This is a genomic window from Variovorax sp. Soil_C_17 (assembly GCF_057657265.1).
Window position 1 is genome coordinate 1694410 of sequence record NZ_JBDGIT010000001.1, and the last position, 20546, is coordinate 1714955.

A 20546-nucleotide genomic window follows, 5' to 3' on the forward strand; every position below is an offset into this window, starting at 1 on the left:
CGGCCCCGGGTGCGTGGCTAAACTTCCCGCCTTCCCCTGTCCCCATTCCCGGAGCATCCATGGCCCTGATTCCCGCCACCATCCTCACCGGCTTCCTCGGCTCGGGCAAGACCACGCTGCTCAAGCGCATCCTGACCGAGGCGCACGGGCAGAAGATCGCCGTGATCGAGAACGAGTTCGGCGAGGAGAACATCGACAACGACATCCTGGTCACCGAGTCCAAGGAGCAGATCGTGCAGATGAGCAACGGCTGCATCTGCTGCACCATCCGCGAGGACCTGCGCGAGGCCCTGCAGCTGCTCGCCGCCAAGAAACGCAAGGGGCTGCTCGACTTCGACCGCGTGGTGATCGAGACCACCGGCCTGGCCGACCCGGGCCCCGTGGCGCAGACCTTCTTCATGGACGACGAGATCGCCGAGAGCTACCTGCTCGACTCGATCCTCACGCTGGTCGATGCCAAGCATGCGCCGCAGCAGCTCGACGACCGCCAGGAGGCACGGCGCCAGGTGGGCTTTGCCGACCAGATCTTCATCAGCAAGAGCGACCTGGTCGCGGCCGAAGAGACCGAAGCGCTGATCCACCGCCTCAAGCACATGAACCCGCGCGCACCGCAGCAGAAGGTGCATTTCGGCGACGTGCCCTTGAAGGACGTGTTCGACCTGCGCGGATTCAACCTCAATGCCAAGCTGGACATCGACCCGGACTTCCTCAAGGAGGAAGAGGAGCACGACCACGACCATGCGCACGGCGAGCACTGCGACCACCCCTCGCACAAGCACGAGGGCCAGGGCCACCACCATCACCATGACGACGACGTGAAGAGCTTCGTCTTCCGCGCCGACCGCCCCTTCGACCCGGCCCGCCTGGAGGACTTCCTGGGCGCCATCGTCAACATCTACGGGCCGCGCATGCTGCGCTACAAGGGCGTGCTGCACATGCAGGGCACCGAGCGCAAGGTGATCTTCCAGGGCGTGCACCAGCTGATGGGCAGCGATCTCGGCCCGGCCTGGGGCCCCGACGAGAAGCGCAACAGCCGCATGGTGTTCATCGGCATCGACCTGCCGCGCGAGATCCTGGAGCAGGGTCTGGAGCAGTGCCTGGTCTGAGATCCCGCTCGCCCTGAGCCGGCCCGGGCGTCCGCGGCCGGGGCAGGGAACACCCGGTACCGGCTCGCGCGCCCATCCCTTCGAGTTCTCTATACAATCGCGCGCCTGTTCCGGACGCCAGGCACCGTCCTTCCCGGGACGATGTGTGACTTTCGGCATAGAGCTGCGCACGTTTTCGGCGTGCTTTCGGGGGTATAACCCCTGGGCGCGTACCAGTTCGTCGAAGGAGCCAGTCACCGTGAAGAAACCAGTCGCCAAGGCAACGCCCGTGTCCAAGCCCGCCGTCAAGAAGACGGCGGTTGCCAAGCAGGCTGCGCCCGCCGCGAAGAAGGTTTCCGCGTCCAAGCCCGCGAGGCCTGCCGCGCCGCCGAAGCCCCCTGCCGAGAGCAAGGTCAAGGCGGCGGGTGCAGGTGCTTCTCCATCAACCAAGGCGGCCGGTACCCACGCCGCCGCACCTGCTTCATCGATTCCCGTAAAAAAGGCGCCCACGGCCTCCACCACTGCGGCGACAACTGCCATGACCACTCCGACCGAGACCGACTCCACCAGCAACCCACCCTCCAGCGCACCGACACCCGCTCCTGCACGCGGCGGGCGCGTTTCGCGGTTGTCGCAACTGACCGTGCCTTCCATGCCCCAATCGGTGGCCTCCACCGCGGCCAAGTCCAGCTTCGTGCAGGTGGCGGACACGGCGCTCGTGCCGCCGCCGCCCATCGCCGTCAAGAAAGACCCCAAGCTGGCGAACAACTGGAAGACCAAGTCGGCCGAGGAGCTCAGCGACGCCGAGGTGATCGCGATGCCCGACGCGGAGTACATGAACGAAAAGCAGATGGCCTTCTTCCGCCTCAAGCTGCAGGCCTTGAAGCGCGGCATCCTCGACAACGCCGGCGAGACCACCGAGCATCTGCGCGAGGACACCGTGGTGGTGCCCGACCCGGCCGACCGCGCCACCATCGAGGAAGAGCACGCGCTGGAGCTGCGCACCCGCGACCGCGAGCGCAAGCTGCTCAAGAAGATCGAGCAGTCGATCCAGCGCATCGACAACGGCGACTACGGCTACTGCGACGAGACCGGCGAGCCCATCGGCGTCGGCCGCCTGCTGGCCCGCCCGACCGCCACGCTGTCGCTCGAAGCGCAGCAGCGCCGCGAGCTCAAGCAGAAGATGTACGGCGACTGAACGCCGGACCGGACAGGGGAGTTGCCGCGCATGGCCAAGGAAGATACCGGGCGCCTGCTGTCCAAGGTGGCGAAGTTCGTTCGCAATCCCCTCAAGGATTGGTCCGAGCTCGACGCCGAGGAGTCCTCGCAGCTCGAGAACGGCTACAGCCGCGAGATGCTCAAGGAAATGATCGAGCGGCGGCAGCGCAACGACTTCGTGCGCCGCCGCGAGTTCGACATGCTGCGCAAGCTGCGCCAGCGGGAGGCGGCGGGCGGGCGCGACCCGGCGGCCACGCCGTCCTCCTTCAACATCAGCAGCACTTCCGGCAAGACCGAAGGCCGCGCGCTCACGCTCAAGAAGATCGCCGAGATCGAAGAGCAGATGTCGCAGCAGTGGTGGAAGAACCGCGGCCCCGCCGGCGAGGCCGCCGGCGATGGCAAGGCCGGCCCCGGTGGCGACATGGCGGCCCAGCACGCGCGGGCCTATGCCGACACCGTGCCGGGCGTGCCGCCGCCCCAGGGCGCCGCCGGCCCGGCCGCCGTGCCCTCCGTCTCCGACGGCTGCATCGAGGAAGCCGCGATCCGCTTCGCCCACGGCGACGATGCCGGCACCGAGGCCATCCTGCTGCAGGCGCTGGCGCCCGAGGCTTCGGGCGCCGACCACGACGACACCTGGCGCGCCCTGTTCGACTTCTACCGTGCCACGGGAGACAGCGAGAAATTCTCGGCCACCGCGGTGCGCTATGCGCAGCGCACCAAGCGCGGCCCGCCCGAATGGATCTCGCTGCGCGCGGTGGCGCGCCATGCCCAGGTCGTGGCGGCGGCCACCCCGGCGCCGGAACCGCCACCGGCCGGCGGCGCCGACTGGGCCAGCCCGCCGGTGCTCAAGCGCGAGAACCTGCTCGCCCTGACGCGCGCCCTGGCTGCGGCCGGCCCCTCCTGGAAGCTGGACTGGAGCGCGATCGACGCCATCGAGGCCGATGCCGCCGGCCCGCTGCGCGCGCTGTTCAACCACTGGGCCGACTCGCCGGTGCAACTGCGCTTCGCCGGGGCCGACCGGCTGTTGATCGTGCTCACCGAGGCCACCCCGGTCAACGAACGGCGCGTCGACGCCGTCTGGTGGCAGCTGCACATGGCGGCCCTGCGCGTCATGCACCGGGCCGACGAGTTCGAGCTGCTGGCGCTCAACTACTGCATCACCTACGAGGTCTCGCCGCCACCCTGGGAAGATCCCAAGGGCGACTTCGGCGAGCTCGAGCCGCCGGCGGCAGCGGCCCGGCCGTCGGTGTCGTCCGGCTTCTCGATCTCGGGCCGCGACGACGAGCTGATAGGCGCCGACGCCGCACCGACGGCCGCCGCGGCGGGCCACGGCTCGCTGGCGGGAGAGCTCGCCGGCGAGTCGCTCGCGACCTGGGAGCGTCTCGATGCCGAGCTGGCCGATGCGCAGGGCCTGAGCATTTCCTGTGCGGCGCTGGTGCGCATCGATTTCCAGGCGGCGGGCTCGCTGCTGAACTGGGTCACCGCCCGCGATGCGCGAGGTCAGCGGGTCGCCTTCGTCGATGCTCATCGCCTCGTCGCGGCATTCTTTGGCGTGATCGGCATCGCGGACCACGCCGAAGTGGGCATCCGGGCGAACTGAAACATCTGGCGACAGCCGGGCACTCCACGCCCTGCGCTCCCTGTCGGAAGAGGTCGCCGCAACGCGTTATTCTGTTTGCCGCCTCCTTTCCGCTTTCCGGCTTGCATTCGTGCGGGCCATAGCCATATTGCCTCGATGGAACAATTTCACGGAACCACGATCATCAGCGTGCGCCGCAAGTCCCCGAACGGCGACCAGGTCGCGATCGGCGGTGACGGCCAGGTCACGCTGGGCAACATCGTCATCAAGGGCAGCGCGCGCAAGGTGCGCCGGCTCTACCAGGGCAAGGTCCTCGCCGGTTTCGCCGGCGCCACGGCCGATGCCTTCACCCTCTTCGAGCGCTTCGAGGGCAAGCTCGAGAAGCACCAGGGCCACCTGGCGCGTGCCGCGATCGAGCTGACCAAGGACTGGCGCACCGACCGCGTGCTGCGCCGCCTGGAGGCGATGCTGGCCGTGGCCGACGCGCACAGCTCGCTGATCATCACCGGCAACGGCGACGTGCTGGAGCCCGAGAACGGCATCATCGCCATCGGCTCCGGCGGCGCCTACGCCCAGGCCGCGGCCAAGGCCCTGCTCGACCACACCGAGCTGAGCGCTGCCGACATCGTGAAGAAGTCCCTCGAGATCGCGGGCGAGCTCTGCATCTACACCAACATGCATCACACCATCGAAACCCTGTGAGCCCAGCGAGTCGCCCATGCCCATGACCCCACAGGAAATCGTCTCCGAACTCGACAACCACATCGTCGGCCAGCCCGACGCCAAGCGCGCCGTGGCGATTGCGCTGCGCAACCGCTGGCGCCGCCAGCAGGTCGACGAAAAGCTGCGCGCCGAGATCACGCCCAAGAACATCCTCATGATCGGCCCCACCGGCGTGGGCAAGACCGAAATCGCGCGCCGGCTCGCGCGACTGGCCGATGCGCCCTTCATCAAGGTCGAGGCCACCAAGTTCACCGAGGTGGGCTACGTGGGCAAGGACGTGGATTCCATCGTCCGCGACCTGGCCGAAATCGCCGTCAAGCAGACGCGCGAGAGCGAGAGCGCCAAGGTGCGCATGCGCGCCGAGGACGGCGCCGAGGAGCGCATCCTCGACGTGCTGCTGCCCCCGGCCCGCACGGCCGATGGCGCGGGCGCCGACAGCGGCAACGCCACGCGCCAGGCCTTCCGCAAGAAGCTGCGCGAGCACCAGCTCGACGACAAGGAAATCGATATCGAGCTGGCCGAGCAGCGCGCTCCGCTCGAGATCATGGGGCCCGCCGGCATGGAGGACATGACCGAGCAGCTGCGCGGCATGTTCGGCCAGCTCACCCAGGGCCGGCGCAAGACGCGCAAGCTCAAGATCGGTGAGGCCATGCGCCTCCTGGTCGACGAGGAGGCCGCCAAGCTGCTCAACGAGGACGAGATCCGCACCCAGGCGATCAACAACGCCGAGCAGAACGGCATCGTCTTCATCGACGAGATCGACAAGGTCGCCACCCGCAGCGAGGCCCAGGGCGCCGATGTCTCGCGCCAGGGCGTGCAGCGCGACCTGCTGCCGCTGGTCGAGGGCACGGCGGTGAGCACCAAGTACGGCGTGGTGCGCACCGACCACATCCTCTTCATTGCGAGCGGCGCCTTCCACCTGAGCAAGCCCAGCGACCTGATCCCCGAGCTGCAGGGCCGCTTTCCGATCCGTGTCGAGCTGCAGTCGCTGTCGGTGGCGGACTTCGAAAGCATCCTCACCCAGACCCGGGCCTCGCTGGTCAAGCAGTACCAGGCGCTGCTGGCGACCGAAGGCGTGGCGCTGGAGTTCGCGGCCGACGGCATCACCCGGCTGGCCAGCATCGCCTACGAGGTCAACGAGCGCACCGAGAACATCGGCGCCCGGCGCCTCTCCACCGTGATGGAGCGGTTGCTCGACGAAGTGAGCTTCGACGCCGCCAAGCTCGAAGGCCAGACGGTGCACATCGACGCCGCCTATGTCGACGCCCGTCTCTCGGCACTAAGTCACGACGAAGACCTTTCCCGCTTCATCCTCTGATCGGGCTTTTGCACTGAGACGGTTCACGCAACACATTCATTGCGTGAGCTAAGTGCTTCATTTGCAACGGAATTAGGTGTTTTCGAGACTTCAAAAACACTGCTAAGTCGTTGATTCCATTACAAAAAATAGCCGCGACGCCCCGTTGCGTGGTAGGTGTTTCCTGCTACAGTGCAAAAAAGTGCAGTTAAGTGGGAAAAAGTGTCCGTTCGTGCCTCGCCGAGGTGCGCGGCACCTCCAAACAGGGGTTCGCGGTCGTGTTTCAAGGGGCTTCATCGCTCAGTCTCGATGCCAAGGGGCGGCTCTCCGTGCCGACCCGGCATCGTGACGTCCTGAGCGCGACAGCCGCCGGCCAGCTCACGATCACCAAGCACCCCCATGGCTGCCTGATGGTGTTCCCGCGTCCGGAGTGGGAGAAATTCCGCGAGCGCATCGCGGCGCTCCCGATGTCGGCACAGTGGTGGAAGCGCGTCTTCCTGGGCAATGCGATGGACGTGGACATGGACGGCACCGGCCGGGTGCTGATCTCCCCCGAGCTGCGTGCGGCCGCCGGCATCACGCGCGACGCGCTGCTGCTCGGCATGGGCAACCACTTCGAGCTCTGGGACAAGGCCACCTACGACGCCAAGGAGGCCGAGGCCACCCAGGGCGAGATGCCCGATGTGTTCCAGGACTTCTCGTTCTGAGGCCGCCAGTGCAAGCGCCATGGAGCCATACGACCGTGCTGTTGAAGGAGGCGGTGGAAGCCCTTCTTCCCGGCAGCGCGCCCGCCCCCGGCACCTACGTCGATGCCACCTTCGGGCGCGGCGGTCACTCCCGGGCCATCCTGGAGAGACTGTCCGAGGCCGGCCGGCTGATCGCGTTCGACAAGGACGCGGAAGCGGTGGCCGAGGCAGCGCGCATCGAGGATGCGCGTTTTTCCATCCGGCACCAGAGCTTCGACCACCTGGGGGAGCTGCCGCCGCGCAGCGTCGCCGGCGTGCTGATGGATCTGGGCGTGAGCTCCCCGCACATCGACAACCCCGTGCGGGGTTTTTCTTTTCGTTTCGACGGCCCGCTCGACATGCGCATGGACACCACGCGCGGCCAGAGCGTGGCCGAGTGGCTGGCAACGGCCGAAATACAGCAGATGGCGGAGGTGATTCGTGACTATGGCGAGGAACGGTTTGCTGTTCAGATTGCAAAGGCGATTGCAGCTCGCCGACAGGAACGGGGCCCAATTTCAACCACCGCCGAGCTGGCCGAGCTCGTGGCTGGCACGGTCAAAACCCGCGAGCCGGGCCAGAACCCTGCAACGCGCACATTTCAGGCTCTTCGGATTTTCATCAACGCCGAGCTTGAAGAGCTGCAACAGGCGCTAGAAGCGAGTCTTTCCGTGCTGCAACCCCAGGGCCGGCTCGCGGTGATCAGCTTCCATTCGCTGGAAGACCGCATCGTGAAGCAGTTCATCGCCGGGCATTCGCGCGAGGTCTACGACCGCCGCGCGCCCTTCGCCGCGCCGCGCGCGATGAAGCTGCGGGCGGTCGGCCGCATCAAGCCGTCGCAGGCCGAGGTGGACGCGAACCCCCGCGCCCGCAGCGCGATCCTGCGCGTGGCCGAACGCACGGCGGAGGCCTGAACCGTGGTGCGCCTCAACCTCCTGTTGCTCCTCGCCGTGCTGGCTTCGGCGATCTACCTGGTGCACACGCAGTACCTGTCGCGCCAGCTCTTCACCGAACTGCACCGCGAGCAGAGCGAGACGCGCCGGCTGGAGCTCGAGCGCGACCGGCTGGAGGTGGAGAAGCGCGCCCAGGCCACGCCGCTGCGGGTCGAGCGGCTGGCCAAGGAGCAGCTGAAGATGCGCACCACCACGCCGGCCATCACGCAGTACGTGCGCGCCGACGGCACGGTGATCCCGGCGATCGCGGCGCCCGCGCCGGTGCCCGCAGCGCCCGCGCCCGCGGCGCCGGCGCGCAGGAGTACGCCATGATCCGCAGGCTCGCTCCCGGGGCGAACGGCGCCGCAGTCGCAGGCGGAGGTACTCCATGAGCCGCCGCAGCGTCCAATACACCACCAGCCCGCTGCTGGCGAGCAAGACGCCCGTCTGGCGCAGCAAGTTCATCGTCGCCGGCATTGCCTTCGGCTTCCTGGTGCTGGCCGGCCGCGCGGCCTATGTGCAGGTGTTCGGCAACGCCTTCTTCCAGCGCCAGGGCGAGGTGCGCTTCGCCCGCACGCTGGAGCTGCCTGCCAATCGCGGCCGCATCCTGGACCGCAACGGCCTGCTGCTCGCCTCCAGCGTGGTGGCGCCCAGCATCTGGGCGATTCCCGAAGACATCGAGCGCGACGACCCGGAGGTCAAGGCCAAGCTGCGCCAGGCGGCGAAGCTGCTGGGCATGGCGCAGAAGGACTTCGACAAGAAGCTGGAGGACGAGGACAAGACCTTCGTCTGGATCCAGCGGCAGGTCGACGAGCCGATCGCCAAGCAGATCGCCGAGCTCAACATCAAGGGCCTCTACCAGCGCAAGGAATACAAGCGGCAGTACCCCGAGGGCGAGGCGGCCGCGCACGTGGTGGGCTTCACCAACGTCGAGGACAAGGGCCAGGAAGGCATCGAGCTCGCCTTCAACAACGAGCTGGCCGGCCGCGCCGGCTCGAAGCGCGTGATCAAGGACCGCCTCGGCCGCGTGGTCGAGGGCATCGGCGAGCAGGTGCCGCCGGTGGACGGCAAGGACATCCAGCTCTCCGTGGACAGCAAGGTGCAGTTCTTTGCCTACCAGAAGCTGCGCGACGCCGTCACCAGCAACAAGGCCAAGGCCGGCAGCGTGGTGGTGCTGGACGCCATCACCGGCGAAGTGCTGGCGCTGGCCAACTACCCGAGCTACGTGCCCGACAAGCGGCAGAACCTCACCGGCGAGCAGTTGCGCAACCGCGCGCTCACCGACACCTTCGAGCCGGGCTCGACCATGAAGCCCATCACGGTGGCGATGGCGCTGGAGGCCGGCCGCATCAAGCCGCTGACGCCGATCGACACCTCCCCGGGGCGCTTCAGCATCGGCGGCTTCACCATCAGCGACACCCACAACTACGGCCTGCTGACGGTGGAGGGCGTGATCCAGAAGTCCAGCAACGTGGGCGCGCTCAAGATCGCCCAGAAGATGACGCCGCACGAAATGTGGGACACCTACACCGCGCTCGGCTACGGCCAGAAACCGCAGCTCCAGTTCCCCGGCGCAGTGACTGGACGGCTGCGCCCGTGGAAGAGCTGGAAGCCGGTCGAGCAGGCCACCATGGCCTATGGCTACGGCCTCTCGGCCTCGCTGTTCCAGATGGCGCATTCCTACACCGCCTTCGCGCACGACGGCGCCATCATTCCGGCCACCATCCTCAAGAATTCCGACCCGGCGGTGGGCGTGAAGGTGTTCTCGCCCCAGAACGCGCTGGCCGTGCGCAAGATGCTGCAGATGGCCGCGGGCCCCGGCGGCACCGGCCAGCGCGCGCAGACCATCGGCTATTCGGTGGGCGGCAAGTCGGGCACCGCGCACAAGCAGGTCGGCAGGGGCTACGCCAGCAACAAGTACCGCTCCTGGTTCACCGGCATGGCGCCGATCGAGAAGCCGCGCATCATCGTGGCGGTGATGATCGACGAGCCGAGCGCCGGCCAGTACTTCGGCGGCCTGGTGGCGGCCCCCGTGTTCAGCGAAGTGGTGCAACAGACGCTGCGCATGATGAACGTGCCGCCGGACCTGGCAGTCAAACCGCTGGTCGTGACCAACGGCGTGGAGGAGAGCTTCTGATGCTGGCGCTCCGCAACCCTCTCGAGGCCGCGGACTGGCTGAAGTCCCGCGTGCGCGGCGTGCTGCATGCCGACAGCCGTCCGGTGGGCGCGGGCGACGGCTTCGTCGCCTGGCCGGGCGCGGCGACCGACGGCCGGCGCCACGTCGCGGCCGCGCTGGCCCAGGGCGCCGCGGCCTGCCTTGTCGAGGCCGAAGGCGCCGAGGCTTTCGGCTTCGACGCGGGCGACGAGCGCATCGCGCGCTACGCCGGCCTGAAGGCCGCGACCGGACCGATCGCCGCTGCCTTCCACGACCACCCGTCGTCGCGCCTGGACGTGCTCGCCGTCACCGGCACCAACGGCAAGACCTCCACCGCCTGGTGGCTGGCGCAGGCGCTGGCGGCGCACGACGGCACGCGGCCCTGCGCCGTGATGGGCACGCTCGGCATCGGCGTGCCGCCGGATCTCACCTACACCGGCCTCACCACGCCCGACCCGGTGATGCTGCAGCGCGAGCTGCGCGCGTACGCGCAGCGCAACTTCGGCGCTTGCGCGATCGAGGCCTCCTCGATCGGCATCGCCGAGCGCCGCCTGGACGGCACGCGCATCGCGGTCGCGGTGTTCACCAACTTCACCCAGGACCATCTGGACTACCACGGCAGCATGGACGCCTACTGGCAGGCCAAGGCCGAGCTGTTCCGCTGGCCGGGCCTGCGCGCCGCGGTGGTCAACATCGACGACGTGCACGGCGCGAGCCTGGTGGCCAATTTGATCGAGCGCGGCGAGGGCGCTCCGGACATCTGGACCGTCTCCGCTGCCGGTGCGCCGGCCCGCCTCGCGGCGACGCAGATCGGCTACGACGCCCAGGGCCTGCAGTTCACCGTGGTGGAGCAGGGAGCCGCGCCCGAGCGGCTGTCGACGCAGCTGATCGGCCAGTACAACGTGGCCAACCTGCTCGGCGTGCTCGGCACCCTGCGCGTGCTGGGCCTCACGCTCGCGCAAGCCGTGGCTGCCTGCGCCCGGCTGGACAGCGTGCCCGGCCGCATGGAGCGCGTGAGCCTGCCGGGCCGGCCGCTGGCCGTGGTCGACTACGCCCACACGCCCGATGCGCTCGACAAGGCGCTGGCCGGCCTGCGCCCGCTGGCGCGGCAACGCGGCGGGCAGCTGTGGTGCATGTTCGGCTGCGGCGGCGACCGCGACCGGGCCAAGCGGCCGATGATGGCCGCGGTGGCCGAGAAGCAGGCCGATCGCGTGGTGCTGACCAGCGACAACCCGCGCAGCGAGAAGCCCGGCGCCATCATCAGCCAGATCCTGCTGGGACTGGCGCGCCCCGAGGCCGCCCAGGTCGAGCCCGATCGCGCCGAAGCGATCCGCCAGACGCTGGCCCAGGCCGCGCCCGAGGACGTCGTGCTGCTGGCGGGCCGCGGCCACGAGGCCTGGCAGGAGATCGCGGGCGAGCGCATCGCCTTCTCCGACCGGGCGCATGCCATCGATGCATTGACGCAAAGGAGGGGAGCAGCATGAGCGCTGAAGAAGCTCCCATGATGACGCTCCGCGAGGCGCTGGCCTGGATTCCCGGCGCGCGCCTGATCGGCGATCCGGACGTGGCCATCTCGCGCGTGCACAGCGACACCCGCACCCTGGCGGCCGGCGACCTGTTCGTCGCGCTGAAGGGCGAGCGCTTCGACGCCAACGACTTCCTGGCCGAAGCGCGCGCGCGCGGCGCCGCCGCGGCCATCGCGCATCGGGGGCTGGAGGCCGCCGGCCTTCCGGGCCTGGAAGTGCCCGACACCCTGGCCGCCCTGGGCGCCCTGGCCGCGGGCTGGCGTTCCCGGTTCGACCTGCCGCTGGTCGCGGTCACCGGCAGCAACGGCAAGACCACCGTCACGCAGATGATCGCCTCCATCCTGCGGGCCGCGGGCGTGGACCGGGCGCTGGCCACCATCGGCAACCTGAACAACGAGATCGGCCTGCCGCTGACGCTGCTGCGCCTGCGCGAGCGCCACCAGCTGGCGGTGGTCGAGCTGGGCATGAACCACCCGGGCGAGATCGCGCGGCTGGCCGCGATCGCCCGCCCCACCATCGGCCTGGTCAACAACGCACAGCGCGAGCACCAGGAGTTCATGGCCACGGTCGAGGCGGTGGCCCGCGAGAACGGCGCCGTGTTCGCCGCGCTGCCGGACAACGGCACGGCCGTCTTCCCCTACGGCGACGCCTTCACCGCGCTGTGGAACGAGATGGCGCACGAGGGCGCGCCGCGGCGCTGCCTGAGCTTCGGCGAGCAGCCCAATGCCGACATCGCGCTCGGCCGCGCCGAGTGGAAGCACGGCGCCTGGGAGTTCGAGGCCCGCACTCCGCTCGGCGAGATCCGCTCCACCTTGCGCATCGCCGGGCGCCATAACGTGGTGAACGCGCTGGCGGCCATCGCCTGCGCACTGGCCTGCGGGGTTTCGGTCGAAAAGATCGCCGAAGGCCTCGCCGCTTTCGAGCCCGTCAAGGGGCGTTCGCGGGCGAGCGAGCTGCTGCTGGCGGACGGCCGTGCCATCACCGTGGTCGACGACAGCTACAACGCCAACCCCGATTCCGTGCGCGCCGCCGTCGACGTGCTCAGCGGCCTGCCGGGCCCGCGCCTGCTGGTGCTGGGCGACATGGGCGAGGTCGGCGACCGCGGCCCGCAGTTCCATGCCGAGGTCGGCGCCTGGGCGGCGGAGCGCGGCATCGAATCGCTGTACGCGCTGGGCGACGCATCGGTCCACGCCACCGACGCCTTCACACGCGCCGGCGGTGCCGAGGCGCGGCACTTCGGCGACATCGAGGCGCTCGATGCCGCGGTGCTCGCGCAGCTGCCGCGCATCGCCAGCGTGCTGGTCAAGGGTTCGCGCTTCATGCGGATGGAGCGCGTGGTCCAGGCCATCGCCTCCGCTTGCGCGCAACAGAACAACGACAACGACAAAGAGGAGGGCCGGCCATGATCCATGCGCCGCGCACGTTCGCATCATGCTGATGAGTCTTGCCCAATGGCTGCAGACCCTTTCGCCGGAGCTGGGCTTCCTGCGTGTCTTCCAGTACCTCACCTTTCGTGCGCTGATGGCGGCGCTGAGTGCGCTGCTGCTCGGCCTGGGTGCCGGGCCCTACGTGATCCGCCGGCTCGCCGCGCTCAAGATCGGCCAGCCGGTGCGCGGCTACGCCATGGAGACGCACCTGAGCAAGAGCGGCACGCCCACCATGGGCGGCGTGCTGGTGCTGTTCTCGATCGCCTTCGCGACGCTCCTGTGGTTCGACCTGTCGAACCGCTTCGTCTGGATCGTGCTGTGGGTCACGCTGGGCTTCGGCGCCATCGGCTGGGTGGATGACTGGCGCAAGGTGGTGAGAAAAGACCCCGAGGGCATGCGCTCGCGCGAGAAGTACATCTGGCAGTCGGTGGTCGGCCTCGTCGCGGCCGTCTACCTGCTCTTCAGCATTTCCGAAAGCTCCAACTGGCGCGTGCTCGAGCTGTTCTACGCCTGGGTGGGCTCGGGCTTCGCACTGGACTTCCCGCCCAAGATCAACCTGCTGGTGCCGTTCTTCAAGGAAGTGAGCTATCCGCTCGGCGGCATCGGCTTCGTGATCCTGACCTACCTGGTGATCGTGGGCGCCAGCAACGCGGTGAACCTGACCGACGGCCTCGACGGGCTGGCGATCATGCCGGTGGTGATGGTCGGCTCTGCGCTGGGCGTGTTCGCCTACGTGACGGGCAGCGCCGTCTATTCGCGCTACCTGCTGTTCCCGCACATCCCGGGTTCGGGCGAGCTGCTGGTGTTCTGCTCGGCAATGGCCGGCGCCGGCCTGGCCTTTCTCTGGTTCAACACCCATCCGGCGCAGGTCTTCATGGGCGACGTGGGCGCGCTCGCGCTGGGTGGCGCGCTCGGCACCATCGCGATCATCGTGCGCCAGGAGATCGTGTTCTTCGTCATGGGCGGCATCTTCGTGGTCGAGGCGATCTCCGTGATGGCGCAGGTGGCCTACTTCAAGTACACCAAGAAGCGCTTCGGCGAGGGACGGCGCGTGCTCAAGATGGCGCCGCTGCACCACCACTTCGAGAAGAGCGGCTGGCGCGAGACGCAGGTCGTGGTGCGCTTCTGGATCATCACCATGCTGCTGTGCCTGGTGGGCCTGTCGACCTTGAAGCTGCGGTGACATCCATGCGGCATCTTCAAGACCAACACGTGCTGATCCTGGGGCTGGGTGCCTCGGGCCTGGCGATGGCGCGCTGGTGCGCCCGCCATGGAGCAAAGCTCACGGTGGCCGACACGCGCGAAGCCCCGCCGCAGCTCGAAGCCCTGCGTGCCGAGCTGCCCGATGCGGTCTTCGTCGGCGGCCCCTTCACGGCCGCGCTGGTCGAAGGCACGGCGGTGCGGGCGGTGTATCGCTCGCCGGGCTTGTCGCCGGCTTCGGTGGCTGTCGTGGTGGACGCCGCGAAGGCCGTGGGCTTGCCGGTGGGCGGCGAGCTGGACCTCTTCGCGCACGCGCTGGCCGACCTGCGCGTGGTCGAGCATGCCGAGGAAGCGGCGCCGGCGGCCGAGCCGGAGGCGCTGCCGCCAGCCGAGTCCGAAACGCCCGAAGCGCAGCTGTCGCAAGAGGAAGCGCCGGCCGCCAACGAGCCGCAACTCGCCCCCGGGCCGGAGTCCGCAGCGGTCGAAGACGACGACGATGCCGAGGCCCCGGCGCCTGCGCCCGTGCCCGCTCCGGCGGCGCCCCAGGGCTACCGGCCCGCCGTGCTGGCCGTGACCGGCACCAACGGCAAGACCACCGTCACCGCGCTGACCGGCCAGCTGGTCGCGCGCGCGGGCAAGACGGTGGCGGTGGCCGGCAACATCGGGCCCACCCTGCTGGACACGCTCGCCGCGCACATCGATGCCGGCACGCTGCCCGAAGTGTGGGTGCTCGAGCTCTCCAGCTTCCAGCTCGACGGCGTGCAGGGCTTCGAGCCGACCGCCGCGACCGTGCTCAACGTGACGCAGGACCACCTCGACTGGCACGGCGACATGGCCGCGTATGCCGCCGCCAAGGCGCGCATCTTCGGTGCAAAAAGCATCATGGTGCTGAACCGCGAGGACGAGGCCGTGATGGCGATGAAGCCTGCGCCCGTCAAGCTGGCCAAGGGCCAGTCGCCCCGCACCGTCCTGACCTTCGGCGCCGGCATGCCCCTGCGTCCGGGCGACTACGGCATCGAGCGGGTCCACGGCATGGCCTGGCTGGTACGCGCCCTGGAGGCCGACGAGACGCAGAAGCGCAAGCGAGGCGCCGCGCTCGAGGAGGAAGAGATCCACATCCAGCGCCTGATGCCCGCCGATGCCCTGCGCATCCGCGGCCGGCACAACGCGCTCAATGCGCTGGCGGCGCTCGCGCTCGCCACTGCGGCGGGCTGCCAGCTCGGGCCCATGCTCTATGGACTGCGCGAATACCGCGGCGAGTCGCACCGCGTGGAGCCGGTCACCATCGTGGACGAGGTCGAGTTCTTCGACGACAGCAAGGGCACCAACGTCGGCGCGACCGTCGCGGCGCTGAGCGGCCTGGGCGAGGAGCGCCGCGTGGTGGTGATCCTCGGCGGCGAAGGCAAGGGGCAGGACTTCGCGCCGCTGGCGGCACCCGTGCGCCAGTACGCGCGCGCCGTGGTGCTGATCGGCCGCGACGCACCGCTGATCGAAGCCGCGCTCGCCGCCACCGGCGTCCCGCTGCTGCACGCCGCCTCGATGGAAGACGCGGTGAAGGCCGCGGCACGCCGGGCCCACCCCGGCGACGCCGTGCTGCTCTCGCCGGCCTGCGCCAGCTTCGACATGTTCAAGGACTACGCGCACCGCGCCGCCGTGTTCTGCGAAGCCGTGCAGGACTGGGCCGAGTCGCCGCGTGACGACGGCGCCGATACGGTCATGCCGAACGGAGAGGGCGTATGAGCCGCACGGCCGCTCCGAAGGCGAATGGCACCGCAGCCGAAGGCGAAGGTACTCCAGTGAGCCGCACGGCCGCTCCGAAGGCGAATAGCACCGCAGCCCGCGGGGCGGAGGTCATCCATTGAGCTCGACCGCCGCCGCCACCCCCAACAAGAGCCCCCGCTTCTGGGAGGGCTGGTTCAGCCGCGCCAAGACCAGCATGGACGCCTTGCCCATGCACCTGCCGGTGCGCCTGGGCAATGCCGGCATGACGCAGACCAAGGCCGCACCGGTGCGCGTGCTGGGCTTCGACCAGGCGTTGGCCTGGGTCACGGTCGCGCTGCTGGCCTGGGGGCTGGTGATGGTGTACTCGGCCTCGATCGCGCTGCCCGACAACCCGCGCTTCGCACGTGCCGGCTACAGCGCCAGCTACTTCCTCACGCGGCACATCGCTTCGGTCGTGATCGCCTTCGTGGCGGCGCTGCTCGCCTTCCAGGTGCCCATGCAGGCCTGGGAGCGCGCCGCGCCCTGGCTCTTCGTGGCCTCGCTGCTGCTGCTGGTTGCGGTGCTCATTCCGCACATCGGCATCAACGTCAACGGCGCGCGCCGCTGGCTGCCGATGGGCTTCATGCGCTTCCAGCCCTCGGAGCTGGCCAAGCTCGCGATGATCCTCTACGCCGCCAGCTACATGGTGCGCAAGATGGAAATCAAGGAGCGCTTCTTCCGCGCCGTGCTGCCGATGGGCGTGGCGGTGGTGGTGGTCGGCATGCTGGTGATGGCCGAGCCCGACATGGGCGCCTTCATGGTGATCGCCGTGATCGCAATGGGCATCCTGTTCCTGGGCGGCGTCAACGCCCGCATGTTCTTCCTCATCGCGGCGCTGGTGGTGGTGGCTTTCGGCACCATCGTGGCCAGCAGCCCCTGGCGGCGCGAGCGCATCTTCGCCTACCTCGATCCGTGGAGCGAGGAGCATGCGCTGGGCAAGGGCTACCAGCTCTCGCATTCGCTGATCGCGATCGGCCGCGGCGAGATCTTCGGCGTCGGCCTGGGCGGCAGCGTCGAGAAGCTGCACTGGCTGCCGGAGGCCCACACCGACTTCCTGATGGCGGTGATCGGCGAGGAGTTCGGCCTGGTCGGCGTGCTGCTGGCCATCGGCCTGTTCCTCTGGCTGACCCGCCGCATCATGCACATCGGCCGCCAGGCCATCGCGCTGGACCGCGTGTTCGCCGGGCTGGTGGCGCAAGGGGTGGGCATCTGGATCGGCTTCCAGGCCTTCATCAACATGGGCGTGAACCTGGGCGCGCTGCCGACCAAGGGGCTGACGCTGCCGCTGATGAGCTTCGGCGGCTCGGCCATCCTGATGAACGTGATCGCCCTGGCGCTCGTGCTGCGCATCGACTACGAGAACCGGGTTCTCATGCGCGGAGGCCGCGTATGAGCGAGGACACACCAGTGCCGAGCGTGGGGGCCGACCGATGAGCAGGACCGCACTCGTCATGGCGGGCGGCACGGGCGGCCACATCTTCCCTGGCCTGGCCGTGGCCGAGGCTTTGCGCGATCGCGGCTGGCGCGTGCACTGGCTCGGCGCGCCCGGCAGCATGGAAGAAAAGCTGGTGCCGCCGCGCGGCTTCGCCTTCGAGCCCGTGCAGTTCGGCGGTGTGCGCGGCAAGGGGCCCGTCACCCTGGCGCTGCTGCCCATGCGCCTGCTCCGCGCCTTCTGGCAGAGCCTGGCCGTGGTGCGCCGGGTGCGGCCCGACGTGGTGCTGGGCCTGGGCGGCTACATCACCTTCCCGGGCGGCATGATGAGCGTGCTGCTCAACAAGCCGCTGGTGCTGCACGAGCAGAACTCGGTGGCCGGGCTCGCCAACAAGATCCTGGCCGGCGTGGCCGACCGCGTCTTCACCGCCTTCCCGAACGTGATGAAGAAGGCCCAGTGGATCGGCAATCCGCTGCGCGCTGCCTTCGTGTCGCAGCCCGACCCGGCCACGCGCTTCGCCGGCCGCAGCGGCCCGCTCAAGCTGCTGGTGGTGGGTGGCAGCCTGGGCGCGAAGGCGCTCAATGCCGTGGTGCCCAAGGCGCTGGCGCGCATCGCGCCCGAGCAGCGCCCGAGCGTCTTGCACCAGAGCGGCGCCAAGCAGATCGACGAACTGCGCGCCAACTACGCCGCCGCCGGCGTCGAGGGCGAGCTCACCCCCTTCATCGAAGACACCGCACGCGCCTACGCCGACGCCGACCTGATCGTCGCGCGCGCCGGCGCGAGCACCGTCACCGAGATCGCGGCCGTCGGCGCAGCTGCGCTGTTCGTGCCTTTCCCTTCCGCCGTGGACGACCACCAGACCACCAACGCCCGCTTCCTCGTCGACGCGGGCGGGGGCTGGCTCGTTCAACAAACAGAACTGACTCCCGAATTGCTGGCCGATTTGCTACAGAAAACCGGGCGCCCCGCGCTCATGGAACGCGCCGTGAAGGCCAAGACGATGCAGAAGACCGAGGCCGTCGAGGCGATGGTGCGCGCTTGCGAGGAGTTGGCCAAATGAAGCACGCCATCCGCCATATCCACTTCGTAGGCGTGGGCGGCTCCGGCATGAGCGGCATCGCCGAGGTGCTGCTCAACCTGGGCTACAAGATCACGGGCTCCGACCTGGCCGACAGCGCCACGCTCAAGCGGCTCGCGGGGCTGGGCATCGGCACCTTCGTCGGCCACGACGCGGCCCACATCGCGGGGGCCGACGCGGTCGTCACCTCCACCGCCGTGCAGGGCGACAACCCCGAGGTGGTGGCGGCGCGCGAGAAGCGCATTCCCGTGGTTCCGCGCGCGCTGATGCTGGCCGAGCTGATGCGGCTCAAGCAGGGCATCGCGATCGCCGGCACGCACGGCAAGACCACCACCACCAGCCTGGTGGCCAGCGTCCTCGCTGCCGCGGGCCTGGACCCGACCTTCGTCATCGGCGGCCGGCTCAATAGCGCCGGCGCCAATGCGCAGCTGGGCAGCGGCGACTACATCGTGGTGGAGGCCGACGAATCCGACGCCTCCTTCCTGAACCTGCTGCCGGTCATGGCCGTGGTCACGAACATCGACGCCGACCACATGGAGACCTACGGGCACGACTTCGCGAAGCTGAAAAAAGCCTTCGTCGACTTCCTGCACCGGATGCCCTTCTACGGCGTGGCGATCCTGTGCACCGATGACCCGGCGGTGCGCGAGATCGTGACCGAGGTCTCGTGCCCGGTCACCAGCTACGGCTTCGGGGAGGATGCGCAGGTGCGCGCCGTGAACGTGCGCGCGGTCGGCCAGCAGATGCACTTCACCGCGCAGCGGCGCAACGGCGTCACCTTGCCCGACCTGGACATCGTCCTCAACCTGCCGGGCGAGCACAACGTGCGCAACGCGCTGGCGGTGATCGCGGTGGCGGTCGAGCTCAACGTGCCCGACGAGGCGGTGCAGCGCGGCCTGGCCGACTTCAAGGGCGTGGGCCGGCGCTTCCAGCGCTATGGCGACGTCAAGCTGCGCGGCGCCCACGGCCTGGGCAGCTTCACGCTGATCGACGACTACGGCCACCACCCGGTCGAGATGGCGGCCACCATTGCCGCCGCGCGCGGCGCCTTCCCGGGCCGGCGCCTGGTGCTGGCCTTCCAGCCGCACCGCTACACCCGCACGCGCGACTGCTTCGAGGACTTCGTCAAGGTCATCGGCGGCGCCGATGCCGTGCTGCTCGGCGAGGTCTACGCCGCCGGCGAAGCGCGCATCGTGGCGGCCGACGGCCGCTCGCTGGCGCGGGCGATCCGCGTCGCTGGCAAGCTCGAGCCGGTCTTCGTCGACGACATCGCCGCCATGCCGCAGGCGATCCTGGACAACGCGCACGACGGCGACGTCGTGATCTGCATGGGCGCCGGCTCCATCGGCGCCGTGCCGGCCAAGGTGGTCGAGCTGGGCGGTTCGGTTTCTTCTTCAGGGAGGTCCCTGTGAACCCGCAAGACTTCGGCAAGGTCGCGGTGCTGTTCGGCGGCACGTCGGCCGAGCGAGAGATTTCCATCATGTCGGGCACCGGCGTGCTCGAGGCGCTGCGCTCGCGCGGCGTCGATGCGCATGCCTTCGACCCGGCCGAGCGCGAGCTCGTCGAGCTCAAGCACGAGGGCTTCGCGCGCTGCTTCGTGGTGCTGCACGGCCGCCACGGCGAGGACGGCACGGTGCAGGGCGCGCTGGAGCTGCTGGGCATCCCCTACACCGGCTCGGGCGTGATGGCCTCGGCCGTGGCCATGGACAAGGTCATGACCAAGCGCATCTGGCAGGCCGACGGCCTGCCGACGCCACGCTATGTGCGCCTGGCCTTCGACCAGCAGAGCCGCGAGCAGGTCATGGCCGTGCCCGACGTGCTGGGCCTGCCCCTGATCGTCAAGCCGCCGCGCGAGGGCTCTTCCATCGGCGTGACCAAGGTCATGGGCTATTCCGAGATGCAGGATGCCGTGACGCTTGCCGTCGGCTACGACACCGACGTGCTGTGCGAGGAGTTCATCGAAGGCGAGGAAGTCACCTGCGCCGTGCTGGGCAACGGCCTGAACGCGCAGGCGCTGCCGGTGGTGCGCATCGCCGCGCCGGAGGGCGCCTACGACTACCAGAACAAGTACTTCACCGACGACGTGAAGTACCACTGCCCGAGCGGCCTGCCGGAGGCCGAGGAGCATGAGATCCGGCGCATCTCGCTGGCGGCCTACCACCAGCTCGGCTGCCGCGGCTGGGGCCGCGCCGACCTGATGATCCGCGCCAGCGACCGCAAGCCTTTCCTGCTGGAGATGAACACCTCGCCGGGCATGACGAGCCACTCGCTGGTGCCCATGTCGGCGCGCGCTGCCGGCATCTCCTATGAGGACTTGTGCTTGCGCGTGCTGGCTTCCGCCACGCTGGATTCGAGGGCGGAGGTCTGATGAGCACCGCCCGGCCGCCCGAAGGTGCTCGCCCCCTCGC

General features: G+C 69.2%; 17 protein-coding genes. All 17 read left to right on the plus strand.

Going from position 1 to position 20546, the window contains the following annotated elements; translation table 11 throughout:
• Nucleotides 1–59 precede the first annotated feature (59 nt).
• The 17 genes from AC3A6Y_RS08220 to AC3A6Y_RS08300 all read left to right on the plus strand — a co-directional run bounded on the left by AC3A6Y_RS08220 (nt 60) and on the right by AC3A6Y_RS08300 (nt 20506).
• The gene (locus AC3A6Y_RS08220; RefSeq protein ID WP_487867697.1) at nt 60–1106 is read left to right on the plus strand and encodes a CobW family GTP-binding protein; all 1047 of its coding nucleotides are present in this window, start codon (nt 60–62) and stop codon (nt 1104–1106) included.
• A gap of 238 nt (nt 1107–1344) precedes the next feature.
• Nucleotides 1345–2283 (plus strand): RNA polymerase-binding protein DksA, encoded by a 939-nt coding sequence (gene dksA / locus AC3A6Y_RS08225; protein ID WP_487867698.1) that lies wholly within the window; start codon nt 1345–1347, stop codon nt 2281–2283.
• Between the two features lie 30 nt (nt 2284–2313).
• Nucleotides 2314–3903: an STAS domain-containing protein gene (locus AC3A6Y_RS08230; protein ID WP_487867699.1), complete on the plus strand. Its 1590-nt coding sequence runs from the start codon at nt 2314–2316 to the stop codon at nt 3901–3903.
• A 135-nt stretch (nt 3904–4038) separates the two neighbouring features.
• Nucleotides 4039–4584: an ATP-dependent protease subunit HslV gene (gene hslV / locus AC3A6Y_RS08235; protein ID WP_106558545.1), complete on the plus strand. Its 546-nt coding sequence runs from the start codon at nt 4039–4041 to the stop codon at nt 4582–4584.
• Nucleotides 4585–4600: 16 nt separating this feature from the next.
• A complete protein-coding gene (hslU, locus tag AC3A6Y_RS08240) occupies nt 4601–5923 on the plus strand; it encodes an ATP-dependent protease ATPase subunit HslU (RefSeq protein ID WP_487867700.1) in 1323 nt (440 codons plus the stop codon).
• Between the two features lie 257 nt (nt 5924–6180).
• A complete protein-coding gene (gene mraZ / locus AC3A6Y_RS08245) occupies nt 6181–6609 on the plus strand; it encodes a division/cell wall cluster transcriptional repressor MraZ (protein ID WP_068683908.1) in 429 nt (142 codons plus the stop codon).
• 8 nt (nt 6610–6617) lie between these two features.
• The gene (gene rsmH, locus AC3A6Y_RS08250; RefSeq protein ID WP_487867701.1) at nt 6618–7541 is read left to right on the plus strand and encodes a 16S rRNA (cytosine(1402)-N(4))-methyltransferase RsmH; all 924 of its coding nucleotides are present in this window, start codon (nt 6618–6620) and stop codon (nt 7539–7541) included.
• A gap of 3 nt (nt 7542–7544) precedes the next feature.
• Nucleotides 7545–7892: a cell division protein FtsL gene (gene ftsL / locus AC3A6Y_RS08255; protein ID WP_487867702.1), complete on the plus strand. Its 348-nt coding sequence runs from the start codon at nt 7545–7547 to the stop codon at nt 7890–7892.
• Between the two features lie 55 nt (nt 7893–7947).
• Nucleotides 7948–9696, plus strand: coding sequence for a peptidoglycan D,D-transpeptidase FtsI family protein (locus tag AC3A6Y_RS08260; RefSeq protein ID WP_487867703.1), 1749 nt, complete (start codon nt 7948–7950; stop codon nt 9694–9696).
• On the plus strand, nt 9696–11198 hold the full coding sequence (locus AC3A6Y_RS08265) for a UDP-N-acetylmuramoyl-L-alanyl-D-glutamate--2,6-diaminopimelate ligase (protein WP_487867704.1): 1503 nt from the start codon (nt 9696–9698) through the stop codon (nt 11196–11198). The genes AC3A6Y_RS08260 and AC3A6Y_RS08265 overlap by 1 nt, the downstream gene beginning before the upstream one ends.
• Entirely contained in the window at nt 11195–12646 is a 1452-nt protein-coding gene (locus AC3A6Y_RS08270) for a UDP-N-acetylmuramoyl-tripeptide--D-alanyl-D-alanine ligase (RefSeq protein WP_487867705.1), read from the plus strand. Before AC3A6Y_RS08265 ends, AC3A6Y_RS08270 begins: the two co-directional genes overlap by 4 nt.
• A gap of 25 nt (nt 12647–12671) precedes the next feature.
• Nucleotides 12672–13850 carry a phospho-N-acetylmuramoyl-pentapeptide-transferase gene (mraY, locus tag AC3A6Y_RS08275; RefSeq protein ID WP_487867706.1) on the plus strand — a complete coding sequence of 393 codons (1179 nt, stop codon included), beginning with the start codon at nt 12672–12674 and terminating at the stop codon, nt 13848–13850.
• 5 nt (nt 13851–13855) lie between these two features.
• A complete protein-coding gene (gene murD, locus AC3A6Y_RS08280) occupies nt 13856–15607 on the plus strand; it encodes a UDP-N-acetylmuramoyl-L-alanine--D-glutamate ligase (protein WP_487867707.1) in 1752 nt (583 codons plus the stop codon).
• 118 nt (nt 15608–15725) lie between these two features.
• Nucleotides 15726–17021, plus strand: a complete 1296-nt coding sequence (gene ftsW, locus AC3A6Y_RS08285; RefSeq protein ID WP_487867708.1) for a putative lipid II flippase FtsW — start codon at nt 15726–15728, stop codon at nt 17019–17021.
• 37 nt (nt 17022–17058) lie between these two features.
• The gene (murG, locus tag AC3A6Y_RS08290; protein ID WP_487867709.1) at nt 17059–18120 is read left to right on the plus strand and encodes an undecaprenyldiphospho-muramoylpentapeptide beta-N-acetylglucosaminyltransferase; all 1062 of its coding nucleotides are present in this window, start codon (nt 17059–17061) and stop codon (nt 18118–18120) included.
• The gene (gene murC / locus AC3A6Y_RS08295) at nt 18117–19550 is read left to right on the plus strand and encodes a UDP-N-acetylmuramate--L-alanine ligase (RefSeq protein ID WP_487867710.1); all 1434 of its coding nucleotides are present in this window, start codon (nt 18117–18119) and stop codon (nt 19548–19550) included. Before murG ends, murC begins: the two co-directional genes overlap by 4 nt.
• Nucleotides 19547–20506 carry a D-alanine--D-alanine ligase gene (locus tag AC3A6Y_RS08300; RefSeq protein WP_487867711.1) on the plus strand — a complete coding sequence of 320 codons (960 nt, stop codon included), beginning with the start codon at nt 19547–19549 and terminating at the stop codon, nt 20504–20506. The genes murC and AC3A6Y_RS08300 overlap by 4 nt, the downstream gene beginning before the upstream one ends.
• The last annotated feature ends 40 nt before the right edge of the window (nt 20507–20546 follow it).

What these genes read in the sequence shown, in the direction of transcription:
- mraY (WP_487867706.1), top strand. Translation starts at nt 12,672, where the DNA reads ATGCTGATGAGTCTTGCCCAATGGCTGCAGACCCTTTCGCCGGAGCTG.
- hslV (WP_106558545.1), top strand. Translation starts at nt 4,039, where the DNA reads ATGGAACAATTTCACGGAACCACGATCATCAGCGTGCGCCGCAAGTCC.
- AC3A6Y_RS08230 (WP_487867699.1), top strand. Translation starts at nt 2,314, where the DNA reads ATGGCCAAGGAAGATACCGGGCGCCTGCTGTCCAAGGTGGCGAAGTTC.
- murG (WP_487867709.1), top strand. Translation starts at nt 17,059, where the DNA reads ATGAGCAGGACCGCACTCGTCATGGCGGGCGGCACGGGCGGCCACATC.
- AC3A6Y_RS08220 (WP_487867697.1), top strand. Translation starts at nt 60, where the DNA reads ATGGCCCTGATTCCCGCCACCATCCTCACCGGCTTCCTCGGCTCGGGC.
- murD (WP_487867707.1), top strand. Translation starts at nt 13,856, where the DNA reads ATGCGGCATCTTCAAGACCAACACGTGCTGATCCTGGGGCTGGGTGCC.
- murC (WP_487867710.1), top strand. Translation starts at nt 18,117, where the DNA reads ATGAAGCACGCCATCCGCCATATCCACTTCGTAGGCGTGGGCGGCTCC.
- hslU (WP_487867700.1), top strand. Translation starts at nt 4,601, where the DNA reads ATGCCCATGACCCCACAGGAAATCGTCTCCGAACTCGACAACCACATC.
- AC3A6Y_RS08270 (WP_487867705.1), top strand. Translation starts at nt 11,195, where the DNA reads ATGAGCGCTGAAGAAGCTCCCATGATGACGCTCCGCGAGGCGCTGGCC.
- AC3A6Y_RS08260 (WP_487867703.1), top strand. Translation starts at nt 7,948, where the DNA reads ATGAGCCGCCGCAGCGTCCAATACACCACCAGCCCGCTGCTGGCGAGC.
- AC3A6Y_RS08265 (WP_487867704.1), top strand. Translation starts at nt 9,696, where the DNA reads ATGCTGGCGCTCCGCAACCCTCTCGAGGCCGCGGACTGGCTGAAGTCC.